This window comes from Microcoleus harperi Pol14_C6, from assembly GCF_036701295.1.
Taxonomy (GTDB): Bacteria; Cyanobacteriota; Cyanobacteriia; order Cyanobacteriales; family Microcoleaceae; genus Microcoleus.
Map to the genome: position 1 here is coordinate 106,132 of NZ_JAUBQN010000007.1, position 20,754 is coordinate 126,885.

The following is a 20,754-nucleotide window of genomic DNA, read 5'->3' on the forward strand; positions in this document are numbered from 1 at the left end:
ATTAATGACAACCATCAACGATCAACTGCCCACTATCCACTGCCAACAGCCAACAGTCAACAGTCAACTGTCAACTGTCAACTGTCTAATGACTAATGACCATTTCCTTTGTGTTTTCGGTAGCCAGCGCTGATACTTCCTGGCAAATGGGAATCTCGATGACAAACTCTGCACCTTCCCCGGACGTGGAAATACACTGCAATTTGCCTCGGTGTTTTTCAACTATAATCTGATAGCTGATTGAGAGTCCCAAGCCTGTGCCTTTGCCGACGGGTTTAGTAGTAAAAAATGGGTCGAACAACTTGCCAATAACTTCTTGATTGATTCCCATTCCGTTATCTGCAATGCGAATTGTTACTGTGTCTGAATTGGCACTGGTGCTAATCCGAATTCTGTTGTGGCGAGAATATATTTCTTGTGAAGAATGAGTGCTGTTGTAGTCTTCGAGGGCGTCGATCGCATTTCCTAAAAGATTCATAAATACTTGATTGAGCTGACCTACATAGCACTCGACTTTTGGAAAATTGCCGTATTCTTTGATAATCTCAATAGCGGGACGAAGTACATTAGCTTTGATCCGGTGCTGCAAAATTAGCAAAGTGCTTTCGATTCCTTCATGAATGTCTACTCGCTTCATCTGCGATTCGTCGAGTCTGGAAAAGTTGCGTAAGGATACAACTAAGTCGCGGATGCGATCGGCTCCTACTTTCATTGATTCCAAAATCTTCGTAAAGTCTTCCATTAAGTAATCAACTTCAATATCTTCGGCTGCCTCTACAATTTCTGGGACGGGATTTGGGTATTTTTCCTGGTAAAGATGGAGCAAACCGAGCAAGTCTGTGGCGTATTGGCTGGCGTGCGTGATGTTGCCGTAGATGAAGTTAATCGGATTGTTAATTTCGTGGGCGACGCCGGCGACTAGCTGCCCGAGAGAAGAGATTTTTTCGGTTTGGATGAGTTGAGTTTGTGCTTGGTGCAACTCGTGGACAGCTTTTTCGAGCTCGGCTGCTTGCGATCGATACTGTCCCTCCGACTGCTTGAGTGCTTCCAAAACTTGGACTCGATCGCTAATGTCGGTGTGAGTTCCCACCCACTCGCGAACGCTACCGTCGGTTGCCAAAAGAGGGACACCCCGCACCCAGAAGTGTCTGTAGCTGCCGTCTGCGGCTCGCAAGCGGTGCTCGACTTCGTAGAGACTTTTTGTTTCTATTGCCCGCATCCAAGCTTGTATTGTGCGATCGCGGTCTTCTGGGTGTACTGCTTGTATCCAGTTGTCCTTCTTTTCAAAGCTGATGCCCGTATAAGCTATCCAGTCAGGCTGAGGCCTGTCGAAGATTCCGTTAGCGTCTGTCATCCAAACCATCTGTGCGGTTGCCATTGCCAGCGATCGATATCTTTCCTCACTCAGGCGCACAAATTCTTCGGCTTGCCGGCTGGCTGTCACGTCGCGCAAAATAGCTGTGAATATGATTTCGCCTGCCACATGGAGTTTGGAAATAGAAGCTTCGGCGGGAAATTCCGTACCGTCTCGGCGGCGGGCGAAAATTTCTTTCCGGTTGCTCATGTTTCGGGCTTGTTTAACGCCGCCGCCGAAATTACTGACGAGGACACTGTGAGGGGCAGCAAAAGCTTCGGGCAACAGCAGACTCAGGGATTGCCCGATCGCCTCAGCCGCCGTCCACCCAAAAATCCTTTCTGCACCTTGGTTGAACAAGATAATTTTTTGCTCAGCATCCACGGAAATAATCGCGTCGTCGGCAATTTCTACAATGCCGGCGAAACGAGCTTGAGACAGTTGCAGGGCTTTTTCAGCGTGTTTGCGATCGCTAATGTCGCGGGCGATCGTCGAAATGTATGTGAGTTTGTCGTCCGGTGCGGAGTGGGAGATGAGGACTTGGCTGACGGGAATTTCGAGTCCCGATGTTGACAGGAAGGTGGTTTCTCCGCTCCAAAAGCCTTCGGAAACAGCGGTGGCGATCGCTTGTTTCAAAGTGCTGTAGTCTGACGCTGCCGTGAATTCTAGAACTTGTCGCTTGGATATATCTTCGTTTTCGCCTATACCCACCATTTTTCTGCCGGCTTTGTTAATGTAAATGGCGCGTCCTTCGAGGTTGTAAGTACCTACAAAATCAGGGGTTGCTTCCAGAATTGCTGCCAGACTTCTGTTGGCGATTTCGGCTTTTTTGCTTTCAGTAATATCCCGCGCGATGGTAACTATACCGCTAATATTTCCTAGTCCGTCCCGGTAAGCACTTTTTGTAGAAAGAAATATCCTCAAATTTCCTTTTACTGGCAGCTCTTCTTCAATTACTTGCGTTGTGCCGGCTGCCATAATTGGGCGATCGGTTTTTCTAATTTTGCCTGCAATTTCCGGGTGAAACAACTCGCTGTCATCTCTGCCGATAATGTGGTCTACAGACTTGCCAATTATACTTGCTCCCGCAGCATTGAGCATCAGGTAACGGCCCTGAATATCTTTGACAAATAGGGCTGCTGGCGTACTATTGATGACGGCAAGCAACAGGTTGTAGTTTTTTTGAAGTTCCTGCTTAGTTGTTTTAGTGTCGAAAATTTGCTCCTGCAATTGGTCATTAGCGAGTTGCAGTTGGAGAGTCCGTTTCTCAACTTGAGTTTCTAATTCTGATTTAGCTTTCCTCAGTCCCAGTTCCGCGCGATAGCGCTTCCGGTCTGCGCTGCAAAGAGTTTTGGCGTTCTGCCAAATCAGAACTGTAAAAATAATCACGTTCAATACGCTTAACAGCGATATCCCTACCTCCGGTGTATAGGCTTGTAACCGCTCTCCCGATATGATGAAATAACCGACTAAAGGCGGGATAATGATTGCCCGTGGTAATAAGCGCCGCGCCATGATACCGCCCGCGCGATCGCTCGTCATTACCGCGATCAATCCTCGCTCTGGACTGGCAAATAAAATGCCGAAGCTCAGCAACATAAATCCTGCGGAAGTGTGCAAAGCCATTCCTGTATTATTGCCAATTTGGTAAAATAAAGCTTTGTCGTAGAGGTAGCCTATCAAACCCATATATGCAATTAAAAACACAGAACAGCCTAAGATTTGAATCCGCAGGTATTTAGGCCGACGTTCTGACCGCAGCAGCAGCGCTGTTCCCAGCAATAAAAAAGCACCAGCAGTATTCGGTGCCATGCGTCCTGGTGTTCCGGTGATTGTCAAGGTGTAACTTTCTTTAAATAACAGTTGGTCGATGCCTAAATCTAAATTAAAGCTATATTGAACTAGGGTTAATAGGCTAATTAATATAATTAAGAATGAGGAAATAAAAATTAATTTTTTGTATTTATTTTGACCCTTTCTTGCTGTTAATTTGGGGCGCCGGATCTGTTGGATGAATAGAGAAAAGCCACCCAAAATAAAGCAGACAGCAGTATTGGCTTTCATGGTAACGAGTCCGGGCAGAATGCTTTTTAACATTTGCAGATCGAATATCCAACCCAAAAGGACTGTACAGCCGATCGCCATTACTGCAATACTCGCTTTTTTGGAAAAAGACTGGACGGCAGCCATTCGGGTTGAGGGCGTTTGCCGTTGTTGTGCTCGTTCAAAAACTTCCAATTTCTCGATCCCTCAAATTATTTGGGTTTCTACGTATATAAGGTAACAATAAACACTCTAATGAGATTGTTGCCCGCTATACAAAGCTGCTTAAGATTTTCTCAAAGCTGCTTAAGCATAAAATATGAATTATTTTATCTAACTTTAGAGAGATAGTCAAATAAAGGTTGAAGGCTCTTATGTAGAAGGCATACGGCAGAATTAAATAATTTTTATTGGTGGTAAATTTAAAAAAAAATTCCTTGTTCCTTGTTCGCTGTCCCTTAGATCTTGGAAATTGACCCCCGATTCATCGGCCAGACAGAGTGTTTTTACTCAGTACATCGAGGAATAATGGTAGCGGATGAATCACTCTGCAACAAGATCGCTCACATTGTAAACCGGCTGTTGTGGCTGTGGGAAATGCGATCGGCAGAACATATAAGACTCGGCGGTTGAAACCGCTACTACAAAAACAAAGTCCCAGCAGAGAGGGACTAAAGAGGGGATATTAAAGTCGGATTTGGTAACTGTCAATTGTTAACAGTCAACAGTCAACTGACTCCCAAGTTTTGAAGTGCTTCCAAAGCTTCGGTTGCTGATGGGTAACGCTGGGGGAAAGCGTACAACACCATCTGGTCTAAAACGCGAGCCAACTTCGGGGTGACAGTTGCATTTTTCTGCCAGATGAGATTGCCTAAATTATCAACTCTGAGTTGTTTTGGGCGCATCCCTGTCAAGGCCTGAATCCCGATGAGCCCGACAGCATAGATATCGCTGCACAGTTTCGGGGAACCGATGGCTTGTTCGGGGGGAATGTAGTCTTGCTGAGTACCGCCGCGCGATTTCGTTTGACCGATGCTGTTTTGTGAAGTGTTGATTTCTTTAACTGCCCCAAAGTCGATTAATACAATCTTGCCATCTGATGTCCGCCTGATTAAGTTTTGAGGGTGAACGTCGCGGTGAATTACATCTAGTTTGTGAACGAATACAAGCACTTCCAAGATATCTTTCAATAAAGCAATAACCTGATGTTCTTCCCAGGGTTGACCTTCAATTAGTTCTTGATACAAGGGTTGCCCTTCGATGAATTGATAGACTAAATAAAAATATCCATCTTCTTCAAAGCGAGCTAACAATTCTGGTATCCGATCGTGTTGGCCCAATCGATATAAAAGCCGCGTTTCTCGATCGAATAGGTGGCAGGTTCTCTCACACTGGCTTTTCAGGCGCTTGACGAGGCACAAAGGTCGATCGGGCAAATTTTCATCTTCAGCCAGATAGGTATCGCTGTACTCGGTGCTGACCAAATGTTCTCTGATTCGGTAACGCATCCGCAGCAGCTTTTGCAACATGGGATCGAAAGAATTAGCTGGTTGTGTGCCTTTTTGTACAGCTCTCATGATGCAGTCCCAAAGATTTGCTCCGACGACTCTTTCTTCTTGTCCAATAATTTCTGCTTGCTTCAATACCTTGGTGAGATCTTTCCACAAGTTGTAACCGACATACCGCCCTAGGTAGCCCACTGTGTACCCGCGGGCGATCTGATCGTTTTGCTGAATTTCTTGATAGGTCAAACCCCCTACAACGCCTCGAATTATCGACTGTTGCAACCGACTTAGGTGTTTTTCTGTTTGTTCGTATACCAAATTGTCCAAAAACAATATTGCTTCTTCTACTGTCATAGTTTCATGTGTTATGTTACTTGTACACGCTCTGCACATCTTTTTTATAAAATAGCAACTTCCCAGGGATCAGCTACAGCTTTCCATTCACCAATTACCCAGTACCCATGGCATTGCGATCGGGCAAATGAAAACTGCTGTATTTAGCTTATATATGATTTAACTTTACTTTAATAGCTTGTCTACTTATTGAAATATAATTTTACAAATATGACTTTTATGACTTGAAGTTCTGAATTTTATGAATAGACATTATAAGGAGCTTGGGGTATTATTCTAATTAAGTTTTTAAGGGAAGTAGTTTTATGATGCTTTTTAAAATATACCCGTTATAATCGCCCCGCTGAATGGGTGATAATACCTTAGAAAGCGTTCCTGAGTCGATCGCCAATCCAACACCATGAATTCCAACGCTATCTGAAGGCTTGGTGAAAGATATAACGGCGGCTCAACTTCCAAAATGCAGGATACCCGATCAGAAATTTTCATTATTTTTGAGAGGTTTGTAGTGAGGGCGCAGAGTCTTCTTCAATAGAGATTAAGGGCTAAATTCATTACTACAAACAACGTCACATTTCAGAAAAATTACCAATTTTTTAACTTATGTTAGACATCTACACAAATCCTACCGATCGCCCTTTTGTCATTCAACAGCCAAACAGGATCGCCACATCAGCATTTCCGCTTAACAACGACTTGCCCAAGCTAGCGATCGATCCATTCAAGGTTTCTAGTTATAGTGCTGAATCTAGCTTTCCTAATGTCGCAGCATTCAGCACCGACCCACAGACACAAACTACGGATGTTATTGTACCTAATGCCAGCGCTGACTTCAGTTACTCTGTGAGCGATGCTCAACTCAAACCGCAGTCACAGTCAGCGAGCCCAAACAAAGATCCCCTAACGGGAACGAGATTTGCTTCTCAGTTGAATTTTTCCGATCCAGGTAACTCTTTTTTGACAGCTCATAATGTTGTTGGCGTTCAGAACGGTAGCATCAGTTTAACTGAGTTCGTGGGGACAGTGGATATCGACGATTTCTACCGATTCGATACCAACACTAATAGCAATTTTAGCCTGCGTCTCGACGGTTTGACGGCGGATGCTGACGTAGACCTAATTCAAGATAGAAACAGCAACGGTGTTTTTGATTTGGGTGAAAGTATTGGCTCCTCTTTTGAGAGTGGCACCACCCCGGATGTGATTAATTTATCCAATCTGGCTCCAGGGACATACTATGTCCAAGTCTCTAGCTACTCAGGCAACTTTACCACTTACAATCTGACTATTTCTGCAACACCTGTTCCTGTATTGCCAGATATTCTTACACCTAACGGTGTTTTTAATGGCAATTACGGCTACGGTTTAGTGAATGCAAATGCAGCAGTTACCCGCACCCTGAACCGCTCAACTCTCTTCCCTGATGTTCCTAATGTGAGCGAGAATAATTGGGGGCTAGACGCGATAAATGCGCCCGAAGTGTGGGTTCAGAACATTACAGGAAATGGGATTGTTGTAGCTGTCATCGATAGTGGTGTTGACTTCAACCATCCTGACTTGGATAATAATATTTGGCAGAACCCTGATGAAATTGCGGAAAATGGGATTGATGACGATCGCAACGGATTTATTGATGATATTCGGGGTTGGGATTTTGTGTATAACGACAACTACCCAATGGATTTGGATGTCTACGGTCACGGGACTCACGTAGCAGGTTTGATCGCGGCGGAACGAAATGATTTTGGTATCACAGGAGTTGCGCCCAATGCTAAGATTATGCCTATCAGAGTGATAGACAGCTTTCGTGACGCCTATAGGAATGATATTGCTGCTGGAATCCGCTATGCTGCTGATAATGGAGCCAATGTAATTAACCTCAGCTTGGGAAATGAGTTTTACCCTTCCAACGAGGAGAATAAGGCAATTGAGTATGCAAATAACAAAGGCTCTGTTGTGGTGATAGCAGCGGGAAATTCTGGTTTTAGCCAACCAGATTATCCAGCTCGTAATGCCGATCGCTGGGGAATTGCCGTGGGCAGTATTGATATAAACGGCAGGATGGCTGACACCTCGAACCGTGCGGGTTCCACAGCTTTGAATTACCTAGTCGCTCCAGGAGTAGACATCTATTCTACAACTCCCTATAGCACCTATGACACCCTAACTGGTACATCTATGGCAACGCCACACGTAGCGGGTGTAGCGGCTTTAGTTTTGAATGCCAATCCGACTTTAACTCCGGCTCAAGTTGAGTACATTTTGACGGCAACAGCTAATCGGAATGGGTTGACTGTATAGCATCTATCGGGTCAATGAGACAGGGGTGTAAACCCCTGCCACGGGATTACTACATTTTTGAAAAAATAAATCACCCCTGCTTAATTTTTAATCTTATTCACATAGCCCCACAAACTGTAATCGCGACTCAGCCAACCTCGGAAAAATGCCATCTGACTCGGATCTTCTTGCACCCTTTTGTAGCGGTAAATAATTCGTTCGTTAATCATTTGCAGCGCGGTATTTCTATTATTTGCCCCTTTCAGCGCTTCCTTGGTGCGCGAGTCAAAAACTCCCGTTTGCGGCAATCCTAATGCTTGCTGGAGAAAGGTAATAGAGTTATTAATACCGAAATTAACGGCGGTGTCAAACATGACGATCGCCAAAGTCGGCTGCATCGTGCCGGAGAGGCTCGAATCCCAGTAATATTGATAAATTTCTAGGAGCTCTGCTTCCGACATCTGCGTCACGTCGAGGGGCGGAAGCCCACGACTGTAGCGGTAGGCGTTGTATTCCGTTTGCAAGACACCCCGATAAGTTCTGCCGCCCTTATCGGCTGGATGATTACTAAATCCGCCCTCAAAATAGAGGGTGAAATAAAGAGCTGTTTGAAATAATTTCTGCCGAAAGCTGGCTGTCTGCTGCTGCTGTGCGAAAGTCTTTTGGGCAAAGGGTAAGGGAATTGCTAAGGTTAACAAGAGTATCCCCAGCAGGAGGTTTGGTTTCCACTTGATGTGATGTTGGCGCTGTGTCGCTTGCTTCTCGCTCATAAATTCTCTGTGACGATCGCCCGTAATTCCGTTAAAACTGCTACTCTTCAAAATAATATAGATTCAACCTTTAACTTGATAGCACAGATAGGCCGCCAAATGAAGTCCGATTTTCCCAACCAATCCGAAACACCCCAATTAGAAGATGCTGCATCGCTGACAGTCGTTGCAGAAACCTATTACTCTCAAGGCAATTTAGCAGCAGCCGTCGCTGCTTGCCGCCGAGCTCTGGAATTGCAACCGGATTGGGCGGCGGCTTACGTGACAATGGGCAATGTGCAGCAAGCAAGCGGCCAAATTGATGAAGCGATGCGGTTTTATTCCGAGGCGATCGCTCTGAATCCGGATTTTGCTGAGGCTTATGCTAATTTGGGGAGTATGCTCTACAAACAAGGGCATTTGGTAGAGGCTATTGTCAATTACGAAAAGGCGATCGAACTTAAACCGAATTTGGCTGCTGCTTACTGGAATTTGGCAGGGGCACTGAAGCAGCAGGGGCAGCAGGATGCAGCGGTAGCATACGAGCAAAAAGCTCTCGAACTCAATCCCCATCTTGCTCAGGTAGATTTTCACTTAAATTTAGGAGATAAATTAGCGCGGCAAGGGAAGTTAGATGAGGCGGTGGCTGCATGGCAACAGGCGATCGCATTCAAACCCGATTTAGCCGAAGCATACTGTCAAATTGGCCGAGTTTTGCGCCACCAGGGTCAATTTAAAGAGGCAATACCCAACCTTCAAAAAGCCCTAGAAATTAAACCAGATTTTATTTCTGCCCACCAACATTTGTGCGGCATCCTCAGAGATACTAGCAATTTAGCTGCCGCGCGGCAAGCCGTGCACCAATACAGCCAAATGTGCGCCGAAACCGATCCAATTATGACCGCGATTTACTTCATCAGCACCTATCAAGTGTCGGGATTAAATCAAATTGCAGGCGATCGATTTTTAGAACTAGAGTCGTACTTGCAGCAAAAATTAGAAACCGCTAGCCCGGTGGAAATTAAATCGCTTTATGCAAATTTGTTATTCAGCACGCCCTATTTGCGAGATGACTTGGCGGCCAACTCAAAACTTTACAGATTAATTAGCCAAAAGTATATCGACCAATGTATTAAACCTAATTTTTCTCAACCTGCAAATTACAGTTCCAAACCAAGTGTTCTATCCAGCAAGTTAAAAATCGGCTTTTTGTCCAATCACTTTAGCCGCCATTCTGTAGGTTGGTGCAGCGCTGACATCATTCGCGAATTGTCTGACATCACACCCCATGTGTATTTGTACGCTTCCGAAAGAATTGTTCCTGACGATCGCACTCAGCAATTTGAAAGTTGGGGCAAACTGACTTTTCCGACAACCTACCCGAACGGACTTGCCAATTCCGCAGAAATTATCGACAAAATTCAGCAAGATGAATTGGACGTTTTAGTTGATTTAGATTCTCTCAGCGTACCAGTTCACGCTGACATTCTCTACCAAAAACCCGCACCAGTTTGTGTTTCTTGGCTGGGATTTGACGCCCCTTACCTATCGCCGGAAAATTACTTTCTTACAGACTGGCACTCGCACCCTGCCGGGCGGGAAAAATATTATGACGAGCAGCTAATTAGGATGCCAGATTCCTTTGTAGCGGTCTCCGGTTTTCAGAGATATGGAGTCGATCCAGTTGCATTGAGAAGGTCAAATCGGATCGGTTTGGATCAGATAGTTTACCTGTGCGTCGCACCCGGCAGAAAATTTAATCACGAGTTGGTACAAGCCCAAGTTGCGATTCTCAAACAAGTGCCCAACAGTATTTTAATTCACAAAGCTTTAGGCGATGCTGCTGTGTTTGAGGCTGCATATCACCAAGCTTGCGAAGCTGAGAAAGTGAGCAAGCACCGAATTAAGTTTTTGCCAAGGTTTGCTACTGAGGAAGAACACAGAACTATCTATTTGCTGGCCGATGTTTTGTTAGATTCTTATCCTTACAACGGAGGAACTCACACTTTAGAAGCTTTGTGGTTTAATTTGCCAGTGGTGACTCGCACAGGAGAGCAATTTTTGTCGAGAATGGGTTATTCGTTTTTGCAGGCTTTGGGAATTGAAACTGGTGTGGCTTGGTCTTGGTCGGAATATGTGGAAGTTGGTGTAAAATTGGGTAAAGAACGTGAATTGAGAAATGCAATTAAAGGACTCTTGGTGAAATCTAAAGATCCAGCTAATTTGTCCCCGCTGTGGAATCCGAAAAAGTTTGCTGGTGATATGTATGCGGTGTTTGAAAAATTAGGTAAAATAGGATAAATGCTGACTGATGACTAATGACTTCAACACTGCCAACTATTAAGTTTTTAAAACAGCCGACTTCGGAAGCTTGGGTAGAACAGGCGATCGCCCATTTGGATCTAATCTTATTAGACCATTCTCACTGCGAACGGAAAGCGGCGGGAGTAGCGTTAAATTTAATGTTTCGCTACCCAGCAAGGAAAAAATTGGTGAGGATGCTAACGGCGATCGCCCGCGAAGAATTAGAGCATTTCGAGCAAGTCAACCAGCGGTTAGAGAAGCGCAGCATTGCTTTAGGCCCTTTGGCTGCACCTCCCTACGGGGCTGGTTTGTCCGCCCAAATTCGCAAGCAGGAACCCGAAAGACTTTTGGATTCTTTGTTGGTTTCTGGTTTGATAGAAGCGCGCAGTCACGAACGGTTGGGGCTGCTGGGCGATCGCTGTCCCGACGCAGAATTAGCTAAATTTTACCGCAGTTTGATGGCTTCGGAAGCGCGTCATTACGGTGTATATTGGATTTTGGCAACAACTTATTTCGAGCGGCATATTGTGATGCAGAGGTTGGAGGAATTATCATTAGTAGAGAGCGATTTGCTGGCAAGTCTTCATCCCGAACCGAGAATTCACAGTTAAAAATTAGGTGCATTTAAAGACGGTAAAATACAAAAAATAACTAATTTTACATTGGCTCAAGTCAAAAAATAAATATACGTTGCAACCACCCATGAAAACCCAACATCTGGATTTTTTAATTCGTTCCTGGGAAACGCGCGATCGCGCTGAGGCGTTCTATTTAATTAGGGATGTTCTAGCAGAGTACGGTTTAAAATGCGAACCTCACGGGGCAGATCGAGATGTCTATGATGTAGAACTACATTATCACAATCAAGGCGGCGAATTTTGGGTAGTTGAACGCCAGGATAAAATAGTCGGTACGGCGGCTTACTATCCGATTGACCGCGGTAAGAATGCTGTGGAAATTCGCAAAATGTATATTTTGCCAGCAGCAAGGGGACAGGGTTTGGGGAAATTTTTACTGCAAGAATTGGAAAGTAAAATTATCGCTCGCGGTTTTGATGAAATCTGGATAGAAACTGCTAGCATTCTCAAAGAAGCTGTGAAAATGTACGAAAGTAGCGGATATCTACCGACAACAGGTGTGGAGACGCCAAGGTGCGATCGGGTTTACGTAAAATCTGTCGGTATAAAAAAACTATGATTCCTAAAAATTACACCCTAAGTTTAATTTTTTTTCTGCCACAAAGGAATCTCAATTACAAATTCCGAACCTTCTCCTAATACAGAATGGCAAGAAAGGTTGCCGCCGTGTTTTTCTACTATAATAGAGTGCGAAATCGCCAATCCTAAGCCAGTGCCTTTGCCAATGGGTTTAGTAGTGAAAAACGGGTCAAACAAGCGCTTTTGCACATCTTCGCTCATCCCGGAGCCGCTGTCAGCTATCGATATGGCAACGCTGTTATTGTCGGTTACTTGGGTGCGAATCGTAATTGCGAGATTTTTGGCGGTTCTATTGGATGTCTTCATCTCCATTTCCAATGCGTCTAGCGCATTGCTCAACAAATTCATAAATACTTGATTTAACTGACCGGGATAACATTCAACTAAAGGCAAGTTACCGTATTCTTTAATCACATTAATTGTCGGGTGATCGGCTTTATGTTTCAGGCGGTTTTGCAAAATCAGCAGCGTGCTTTCGATGCCTTCGTGAATGTCAACTTGTTTCTTTTCGGCTTCGTCAAGTCTTGAGAAAGTCCGCAGGCTCAAAACTATGTCGCGGATGCGATCGGCTCCGACTTTCATAGATGCTAAAATTTTCGGTAAATCTTCAGTAAGATAATCAATTTCAAAATCTTCCCTTGCATCTACAATTCTTGTGCTAGGCTGTGGGTATTCCTTCTGGTAAAGTTTCAACATTTTTAGCAAGTTTTGAGTGTATTCGCTGGTGTAGCTGAGATTTCCGTAGATAAAATTAACCGGGTTGTTAATTTCGTGGGCGACACCTGCTACTAACTGGCCTAAACTAGACATTTTTTCACTTTGAATTAATTGAGTTTGGGTGCGTTGGAGTTCGTGTAAAGTTTGTTCTAGCTGTTGAGTTTGAGCTTGAGCTAATCGGGCCGCTGTGCGGGTTTGGGTGTAGAGTTCGGCGTGGTCGATCGCGATCGCAATTTGAGCGACCACCGCTTGCATCAGTTCGACTTCCGAGTCGCTCCAATTTCGCATTGACAAAACCTGATAGCAAGTAATCACCCCAATATCGCCGGAAGCAGTATGAATTGGCAACGACAGCACTGAGTTAAATTTTGAAGCCTGGAAAAGTGTGGGCAATTCTAGATCTTCAAAAGTGCTGACATCATCAATTCGCAGAATTTCTCGCCGCAAAATCTGTCGCACTGCGAGACTAGATTTGTCGTCTACAGGATAAGTACCGAGTATACTCGGCAAATCTGCATTCTTCGCTTCGTAAGTTATGTCCCAAACCGGAGGATTGCTGTTGGGGCGATACCAAGTGAAAATGCACCAATCTAGGTGCATCAAATTGCGAATTTCTTGAACGGCGGTTTCTACAATGGTGTCTAAATCTAAAGAAGTGCGGATTTGGTTGGCAATTTGATTGAGCAGTAGTTCTCGCTGAGCTTGCTGTCTGAGCGCTTGTTCCGATCGCACTAAAGTTTCTTCTGCAAGTTTGCGATCCGTTAAATCTTGGAGCACTGCTTGGATGATTTTTTCATTTCCAACCTCGATGATTGTCAGCACGACTTCTGCAGGAAAATCAGTACCGTCTAAGCGCTGATGAACCCAATCAAAACGGTGCTTTCCCCGCTCAAAAGCGATCGCTATCATTTCGTTAACCAAGCTCAAAGAATCTCTGCCGTTGGGTTGGAAAAGAGGCGAGAGTTTGCCGGGGTTTTGGCCGTACAACTGTTGCGGGGTAGTACAGCCGAATAGTTTTAGGGTGGCTGTGTTGGCATCGGTGATGGCATTGTCACGTAACATAAAAACGGGCAAACTGGTTAATTCGTAGAGCGATCGAAATTTCGCTTCCGACTGCTGCAAGGCTGCTTCTGTTTGCTTGCGATCGGTAATGTCGGCAACCATTGCCAAAGCGCCCACATAGCGTCCCTGTTTGTCTGCCAATGAATTAGTAGAAACCATCGCCCACAAGTCGCTGCCGTCTCGGCGACGGAACTTAAAATCGAGTTGTTCGCGAATTCCTTCACGGCGGCGTTCGAGACTGACTTGTGCGAGCGCCATGCCTTCTGTATCCATGAAAGCAAATAGCGACTCCCCGATCATTTCCTCTGGAGTGCAGCCGAGCATATCGGCCATTTTTTGGTTGACAAAAGTAGTTTTACCCTCCGTATCTATCATCCAAATTCCTTCGTCTGCTGTCTCGACAATGCACCTATATTTTTCCTCGCTTTCCCTGAGCGCTTCTTCTGCTAATTGGCGAGCAGTAATGTTTTGAGTCATTAGCAATCCGCCGATAATTTCTTGCCGTTCGTTTCTGACTGGCAAAGCATAACCGAGGTAAACGCGATCGCTATAAATAATTTCTGTAACAACTGTTTGTCCTGCCAGTGCCGCCCGATAAGTTGGCTCGATATCAGCGCAAACATCTGGCTCGAATACTTGCCAGATTGTCTTGCCTTCCATCAATTCTTTGGAAAGCCCCACTGCTGCTAATTCTGTACCTTCTACCAGGGTGTAGCGCATTTCTGGATCGAACAACATCACCGCACCGTTAGGAAAGTTGCTTGCCATAGTGCGGTAAAGCTCTTCGTTTTTTTGCAGCGCAGCTTCTGCTTGTTTGCGATCGCTAATGTCAATTATGACTGCACCGATGCCGAGAGCCTCGCCATCTTTGTCTAGCAAGGGAAAATAAGAGCCTGTCAGGTGTCGGACAAACCCAGGCTTTCTGGGATTGTCACCACTCATCTCGATATTAATTAAGGGTTGTTGCGTCCTCAAAATTTGTTCGTACAAAGGCTCTACAAGAGGAGCGATATTCGGCAATATTTCCCGTACAGTCTTGCCTATGTGTTCTTCAGGACTCAGGCAGTTTATTTCTGCTAGAAATTGATTGATTTGCACGTACCGCAGTTGGGAGTCAAAAATGCAAAGTCCTGCCGGTGCTTCCTTCAAAAAGGCATCAAATAATGCTTGTCTCTGTGCTAATTCTTGTTCTAAAGCTTTGCAAATACTGAGATCTGTTAAAGAGCAAATCATGCCCACAACTTCTCCCGTTTGGTCTTTCAATAGCGAAAGCATCAGGTGCGAGGAAAATTTTTCTCCTGATTTACGGCGTGTTATAACTTCTATTTCATGCTCGCCTTTTTCTTGTAGCGGTTTGATGACTTCCTCTAATAAAAATTCGTGCTCTTCTGGCGGGTAAATTAGAGAAATGTGCTGTCCGATAGCCTCAGTTTTTTCATAGCCGTATAACTTTTGGCAGGCTTGATTCCACATGGTGATCCAGCCGTCCATATCCGTAGAAATTACCGCTTCGTGAATTTGGTCGATAATTTGACTTTGGAGACGCAATTTTTCTTGAGCCTGTTCCAGTTCGGAAATTTTTTCTTCGAGTAGTTTCTGAGTTTTTTCCAGTTCCGCAGTCTGCTTGGTCAGCAATTTTTCTAGATGTGAATTGCTCTGCGGCGGCGCTGATTCCAGCGGTTCGCTATTTTCATGCTGAGAACTAAAAATTTCTTCAGCGCTTAGCCAAATCGCGCACTCTCCCCCTGTTTCAATTGCCCGCTCGGAAACTCGCACGGGTACGAGATGGTTATTTTTATGTTTGTATGCTGCTTCGCACAGGTGCGTATGGCTATTTTTTACTTGACATTCTAGATATTTTTCTGGGGGCGCGCACTGTGTTTGCTGAATTTCCCAGTAGTTGAGGTGGAGAGTTTCTGCAACTGTGCGGCCGATAATATTTGCAAAAGCTGGATTTACGTCGAGAAAAGTCCCGTCTGTCCGGCACAAGGCTAGCCCGATCGGGCTGAGTTGTAACAATTTGCGGTGGGAGCGATCGCGCTTGGCTTTTCCTAACTGGCTTTGCATCTGACCTAGCTGGACTTGATTTATTTAATTATATCTTTTTACGTTGTTTATTGCTGTGATTTTTATCCTTCATTAAGCAAGAGAGAAGAAGGAATTTCGGCAACGGATTGTATAACGGATGTAACGGATGGATGCTGAGGTTCGAGGGAAGAAGGAAGAGGTTGGATGTTGGAGGTTCGAGGGAAGTTCGGCAACTAGCCCTGTACTGGATTTAACGGATGGATGTTGAGGAAAAAGACAGGATGGGGAAACAAAAATGAGTAAGAATCAACGGGGAGGAGGAAAGAGGGAATGAGAAGAAACCAGAAAAATCACAAAAGAAGAAGTACAAAACTGGTACAAAGACCATTAATTTATACATGGTATCTGCCCTTCTTCCTTCTTCCTTCTTCCTTCTTCCTTCTTCCTTCTTCCTTCTTCCTTCTTCCTTCTTCCTTCTTCTTTCTATTAATCGCGGGCAATACCTTCGGATCTGGCGGCCAACTGCACTGCACCGGCGACAGCAATGGCAACTCTTTCATCAAAAACAGACGGTATAATGTGCTCTTTGTCAAGCTGGGAAGGACTGACTAAAGAGGCGATCGCGTAAGCTGCTTCCAAATACATACTGGGCGTAATCGTGGTTGCTTTGCAGTCCAAAGCACCTCGAAATATCCCCGGAAATGCCAAAACATTGTTAATTTGATTTGGGTAATCGCTGCGTCCGGTTGCGATAATTGCCGCATCTTCCATAATTAATTCGGGCTGAATTTCGGGAATGGGATTTGCCATGGCAAAAACAATGGGATTCTCGGCCATGGAACGCACCATGGATCGGGTGACTACGCCTGGGGCGCTGACGCCTAAAAATACATCGGCACCGGCGATCGCATCTTCCAAAGTACCGCTCGAAGCGACGGCAAATTCTAGTTTTTCTGGGTTCATATCCGTGCGGTCTTCGGAGAGAACGCCTTTAGAGTCGCACATGATGATGTTTTGGGCCCCTGCTTTACGCAGCAAGCGGGCGATCGCGACTCCGGCCGCACCGGCTCCGTTAATCACGATACACACTTCTGCGATTGTTTTTTTGACGAGTTTCAAGGCATTAATTAATGCTGCCAAACTGACAATTGCAGTGCCGTGCTGATCGTCATGAAAAATGGGAATATCTAAGCTTTCTCGCAATCTTGCTTCGATTTCAAAGCAGCGGGGAGAAGAAATATCTTCGAGGTTAACGCCACCAAAAACCGGGGCGATATTCTGCACTGTGCGAATAATTTCCTCGGTATCTTGGGTGTTCAAACAGATAGGAAAGGCGTCAATACCTGCAAATTCTTTAAATAGCATGGCTTTGCCTTCCATGACTGGCAGTGCGGCGGCAGCGCCGAGGTTTCCCAGTCCCAAAACTGCGCTACCGTCGGTAACAATGGCAACAGTATTTTGTTTGATTGTGAGGTTATAAACTTGTTGCGGGTCATTGGCGATCGCCGTGCAGATGCGGCCGACTCCAGGGGTGTATGCCATTGCCAAATCTGATTGGCGTTTGAGGGAAATTTTGCTAACTACGCTGATTTTTCCGCCGCGGTGCAAGTTGAAAGTGCGATCGTACACGTCGATCACTCTGATATCTGGCAGTCCTTTCACTGCTTGCACTATTTCTTCATTGTGCTCGATGCTGGAGGCATCGACTGTTATATCACGAATGGTAGTGGCGCGGGTTTGCTCGATCAAGTCGATTTGGCCGAAGTTGCCGCCGACAGATGCGATCGCGCTGGTGACTCTTGCCAGCATTCCCGGCTGGTTCGGCAGAGCAACCCGAATTGTTAAACTAAAGCTGGGGTTCGGTGTCAGTTTTACCATGATGCCTTGATTTCAGATTTAAGAATTTCAATCTTAGATTTTATCCCCAATGTTAGGCATAAAATTTAATAATTCAAATTTTCAACTGAAATTTTTAACAAATTCTATGAGGCTGTGATACGATCGCTCTGCACTGCCAGGGTTTTCGCTGGAAAACAGCTCTTTTTTTGAGTACAGCTTTGCTCTGTTTCTAGCTAATGACTCTCCCACAAACAGCCTATTTTCTGTCAATTTCCCAGGGAAGCGCGAATATGAACCACGGGGGTAGAAACCGGGTTTCTGAGGTCAATCTGCGGAACTCTTATCTATTTTTGAGAATATTTCTGCTTATTCTGAACATCAGCAGATATTTAGCAAAAATCTATTTTCCAGCGATACCGCCTAATTCCTGCTGCTGTCTTTTGAAGGGAGACACCCAGGAGAATTGATGCGACTTTTTGGTTGCCTTTATTGGGAATGTAAAAAGTAGATGCACGGCTGTTTGAGCCGGCAGGTAAAAATCTGAGCGACTGACAAGCGGGCCTTTGATATATATTTTGTCTGCTTGTTTAACACTTGCCAAAGGATTGCGAGTGCAACCTTGCAAAGGCTCTAAATTACCTGCACGCTTTGCCAGATAATTCCAGGGACTGTAACTAACAGACAATCTACCCCGCGCCACCACGGGCACAGGTTCAGTCGAACCTTGTGGAGTTGCTGGTTGTTAACTGTCAATTTTACCGATCGGCCGCAGCATCGGCCCATATAATTGTAAAGAATTTGCAAGCCAGACAATCTGGGGGAACTTTTTCTAAGTCTTGCAGATCTATCGGTTGCTCTGCTTCGCTGCCGGGGGGAACTATGCACAGAGCAACTTGTCCGACTCCAGCCATGAGTTCGGCAACTCGCTCCAAAATACTGTCCATTTTTTCCATTAGTTGCTCTGCTGCATCCAGACTCGGCGCAATGATGAAAAAGGTTTTGACTCCATCGGGACAGGGGGCGAAGCCGAGGGTACACTCTCGTAATAGTGCTTGGGTGGAGAGACTGAAACCGTCGTAGAAGCGAGCGATTACTGCTTGATAAAAGGCGATTGTCAGAGAGCGATCGCCAAAAATAGGTTCAGATAACATAACTACTTCCTTTCGTAGGATTTTTGGGTGCATTGAAAAAATTTTAACATACCTTAATGTAAGCGATTTAACTAAATGATCTAGCGATCGAGATCATTGACTAGATGTGATAATTTTTAATTTGTGTAGCGATCGCAACTGTGATAAAATGTACTCTGTGCTATTACGGTCAGCGATTTTGATCGCATCACCAGCTCAAAGCTAAGTACAAAATTTCCTAGTAAGTAACGAGAGGGCTAAAGGGGCAGAGGAAGAGAACCAGAGGGAAATTACTTAAGTAGTAAGAGTATTATTGGCAAAAAGTGCTTAATCTAGAGTTTAAAATAAACATCCAATCAAAATATTCAAGATGAACTCGATCGCCCAACAGTTAAAAGCAAAATTTGAAAAAGCATTCACCGCTGCATTCGGCGAAAGTTATGCAGGCGCAGATCCGATGCTAGCCGCCGCCAGCAATCCCAACTTTGGGGACTTTCAGTGCAACGCGGCGATGAGTTTGGGGAAAAAGTTGGGAAAGCCCCCACGGGCGATCGCCTCGACAATTATCGAAAACCTAGATATTACTGACATCTGCGAAACCCCAGAAATCGCCGGGCCCGGTTTTATCAATTTGAAGCTGAAACCGGCTTATTTGGAAGGGCAAATTAGTGCGATCGCCGGCGACTCGCGTTTGGGGATTGAACCGGCGAAAACGCCTCAGACAATCGCGATCGACTTTTCCAGTCCGAATATAGCCAAAGAAATGCACGTCGGACATTTGCGATCGACAATCATCGGAGATGCGATCGCCCGCATCCTCGAATTTCAAGGCCACGACGTACTCAGAATCAACCACATCGGCGACTGGGGCACCCAATTCGGAATGCTGATCGCATACTTGCGCGAAGTTCACCCCGAAGCCCTCACAACCGCTGACGCCCTAGACTTAGGCGATTTAGTCGCATTTTACCGCCAAGCAAAACAGCGCTTTGACACAGACGAAACCTTCAAAGAAACCGCCCGTCAAGAAGTAGTAAAACTGCAAGCAGGCGCCGAAGACACCCGCCGCGCTTGGAAATTGCTGTGCGATCAATCGCGCCGCGAATTTCAAGTAATATACGATTTGCTCGATATCAAATTAACCGAACGCGGCGAATCGTTTTACAATCCATTATTGCCCGCTGTAGTCGAAGATTTAAGCAACTTAGGTTTGCTAGTAGAAAGTGACGGCGCGAAATGCGTTTTTGTAGACGGTTTCACAAATAAAGAAGGCGAACCACTCCCGCTAATCGTGCAGAAAACCGACGGCGGCTACAACTACGCCACAACAGATTTAGCAGCAGTGCGCTACCGCATCCACAAAGACAATGCAAAGCGCTTAATTTACGTCACCGATTCGGGACAAGCAAACCATTTTGCCCAAGTATTTGCAGTAGCGAGAAAAGCAGGTTGGATTCCTGAAGATGTCGAAATTGTCCACATTCCCTTCGGTTTGGTATTGGGAGAAGACGGCAAAAAACTCAAAACTCGTTCTGGCGAAACAGTGCGGTTGCAAGATTTGTTAGATGAGGCGATCGTCCGCACGCGCCAAGATTTGGAAGAGAGATTAAAAGCCGAGGAAAGACAGGAAACAGAGGAATTCATTGCTAACGTATCTCGAACAATTGGTTTGAGTGCGGTTAAGTATGCCGATTTAAGTCAAAATCGCGCCAGCAACTATGTATTTAGTTACGACAAAATGCTCGCATTGCAAGGAAATACCGCTCCTTATATGCTGTATGCTTACGTGCGCGTGCAGGGAATTCGCCGCAAAGGTGAGATTAATTTTGATAACTTAGATGCTGGTGCGAAAGTGATTTTGCAGTCTGATGCCGAGTTGGTATTGGCAAAGCATTTATTGCAGTTGAATGAAGTTGTGAATGCTGTGGGTGGCGATTTGTTGCCGAATCGAATTTGTCAGTATTTGTTTGAATTGAGTCAAAAGTTCAATCAATTTTTTGAGCAATGTCCGGTTTTGAAAGCTGAGGAACCGTTGCGGACTTCGCGGTTGATTTTGTGCGATTTGACGGCGAGGACTTTGAAGTTGGGTTTGGAGTTATTGGGGATTAAAGTCTTGGAGAGGATGTGATATAAAGTTTGTAGCTGTAGGGTGCGTGAGAGCAATAAATATTT

Annotated in this window: 13 protein-coding genes; 5 read left to right on the forward strand and 8 right to left on the reverse strand. The window is 45.2% G+C overall.

The window, feature by feature from the left end; all coding sequences use genetic code 11:
* Positions 1-85: 85 nt before the first annotated feature.
* The 3 genes from QUA27_RS07875 to QUA27_RS07885 all read right to left on the reverse strand — a co-directional run bounded on the left by QUA27_RS07875 (position 86) and on the right by QUA27_RS07885 (position 5,745).
* The gene (locus tag QUA27_RS07875; protein WP_333067327.1) at positions 86-3,592 is read right to left on the reverse strand and encodes a PAS domain-containing sensor histidine kinase; all 3,507 of its coding nucleotides are present in this window, start codon (positions 3,590-3,592) and stop codon (positions 86-88) included.
* Between the two features lie 533 nt (positions 3,593-4,125).
* Positions 4,126-5,256 (reverse strand): protein kinase domain-containing protein, encoded by a 1,131-nt coding sequence (locus tag QUA27_RS07880; RefSeq protein WP_333067328.1) that lies wholly within the window; start codon positions 5,254-5,256, stop codon positions 4,126-4,128.
* A 315-nt stretch (positions 5,257-5,571) separates the two neighbouring features.
* The gene (locus QUA27_RS07885; RefSeq protein WP_333067329.1) at positions 5,572-5,745 is read right to left on the reverse strand and encodes a hypothetical protein; all 174 of its coding nucleotides are present in this window, start codon (positions 5,743-5,745) and stop codon (positions 5,572-5,574) included.
* A 114-nt stretch (positions 5,746-5,859) separates the two neighbouring features.
* On the opposite strand from QUA27_RS07885, the gene QUA27_RS07890 reads away from it, so the two are divergent.
* Positions 5,860-7,557, forward strand: a complete 1,698-nt coding sequence (locus QUA27_RS07890) for a S8 family serine peptidase (protein ID WP_333067330.1) — start codon at positions 5,860-5,862, stop codon at positions 7,555-7,557.
* Between the two features lie 80 nt (positions 7,558-7,637).
* On the opposite strand, the gene QUA27_RS07895 is transcribed toward QUA27_RS07890, so the two are convergent.
* The gene (locus tag QUA27_RS07895) at positions 7,638-8,306 is read right to left on the reverse strand and encodes a glycoside hydrolase family 108 protein (protein ID WP_333067415.1); all 669 of its coding nucleotides are present in this window, start codon (positions 8,304-8,306) and stop codon (positions 7,638-7,640) included.
* Between the two features lie 99 nt (positions 8,307-8,405).
* Between QUA27_RS07895 and QUA27_RS07900 the strand changes: the two genes are divergently transcribed.
* The 3 genes from QUA27_RS07900 (at position 8,406) to QUA27_RS07910 (ending at position 11,786) form a co-directional block, all read left to right on the forward strand.
* Positions 8,406-10,586, forward strand: coding sequence for a tetratricopeptide repeat protein (locus QUA27_RS07900; RefSeq protein WP_333067331.1), 2,181 nt, complete (start codon positions 8,406-8,408; stop codon positions 10,584-10,586).
* Positions 10,587-10,603: 17 nt separating this feature from the next.
* The gene (locus QUA27_RS07905; protein WP_333067332.1) at positions 10,604-11,200 is read left to right on the forward strand and encodes a MiaE family protein; all 597 of its coding nucleotides are present in this window, start codon (positions 10,604-10,606) and stop codon (positions 11,198-11,200) included.
* Positions 11,201-11,291: 91 nt separating this feature from the next.
* Entirely contained in the window at positions 11,292-11,786 is a 495-nt protein-coding gene (locus QUA27_RS07910) for a GNAT family N-acetyltransferase (protein ID WP_333067333.1), read from the forward strand.
* Between the two features lie 23 nt (positions 11,787-11,809).
* On the opposite strand, the gene QUA27_RS07915 is transcribed toward QUA27_RS07910, so the two are convergent.
* The 4 genes from QUA27_RS07915 to QUA27_RS07930 all read right to left on the reverse strand — a co-directional run bounded on the left by QUA27_RS07915 (position 11,810) and on the right by QUA27_RS07930 (position 18,603).
* Positions 11,810-15,652 carry a PAS domain S-box protein gene (locus QUA27_RS07915; RefSeq protein WP_333067334.1) on the reverse strand — a complete coding sequence of 1,281 codons (3,843 nt, stop codon included), beginning with the start codon at positions 15,650-15,652 and terminating at the stop codon, positions 11,810-11,812.
* Between the two features lie 447 nt (positions 15,653-16,099).
* Complete coding sequence (locus tag QUA27_RS07920) at positions 16,100-17,491, reverse strand: malic enzyme-like NAD(P)-binding protein (RefSeq protein ID WP_333067335.1); 1,392 nt, start codon at positions 17,489-17,491, stop codon at positions 16,100-16,102.
* Positions 17,492-17,852: 361 nt separating this feature from the next.
* Complete coding sequence (locus QUA27_RS07925) at positions 17,853-18,161, reverse strand: hypothetical protein (RefSeq protein ID WP_333067336.1); 309 nt, start codon at positions 18,159-18,161, stop codon at positions 17,853-17,855.
* A gap of 46 nt (positions 18,162-18,207) precedes the next feature.
* Positions 18,208-18,603 (reverse strand): hypothetical protein, encoded by a 396-nt coding sequence (locus QUA27_RS07930; RefSeq protein WP_333067338.1) that lies wholly within the window; start codon positions 18,601-18,603, stop codon positions 18,208-18,210.
* A gap of 349 nt (positions 18,604-18,952) precedes the next feature.
* Between QUA27_RS07930 and argS the strand changes: the two genes are divergently transcribed.
* Positions 18,953-20,710, forward strand: coding sequence for an arginine--tRNA ligase (argS, locus tag QUA27_RS07935; protein ID WP_333067340.1), 1,758 nt, complete (start codon positions 18,953-18,955; stop codon positions 20,708-20,710).
* Positions 20,711-20,754: the final 44 nt, after the last annotated feature.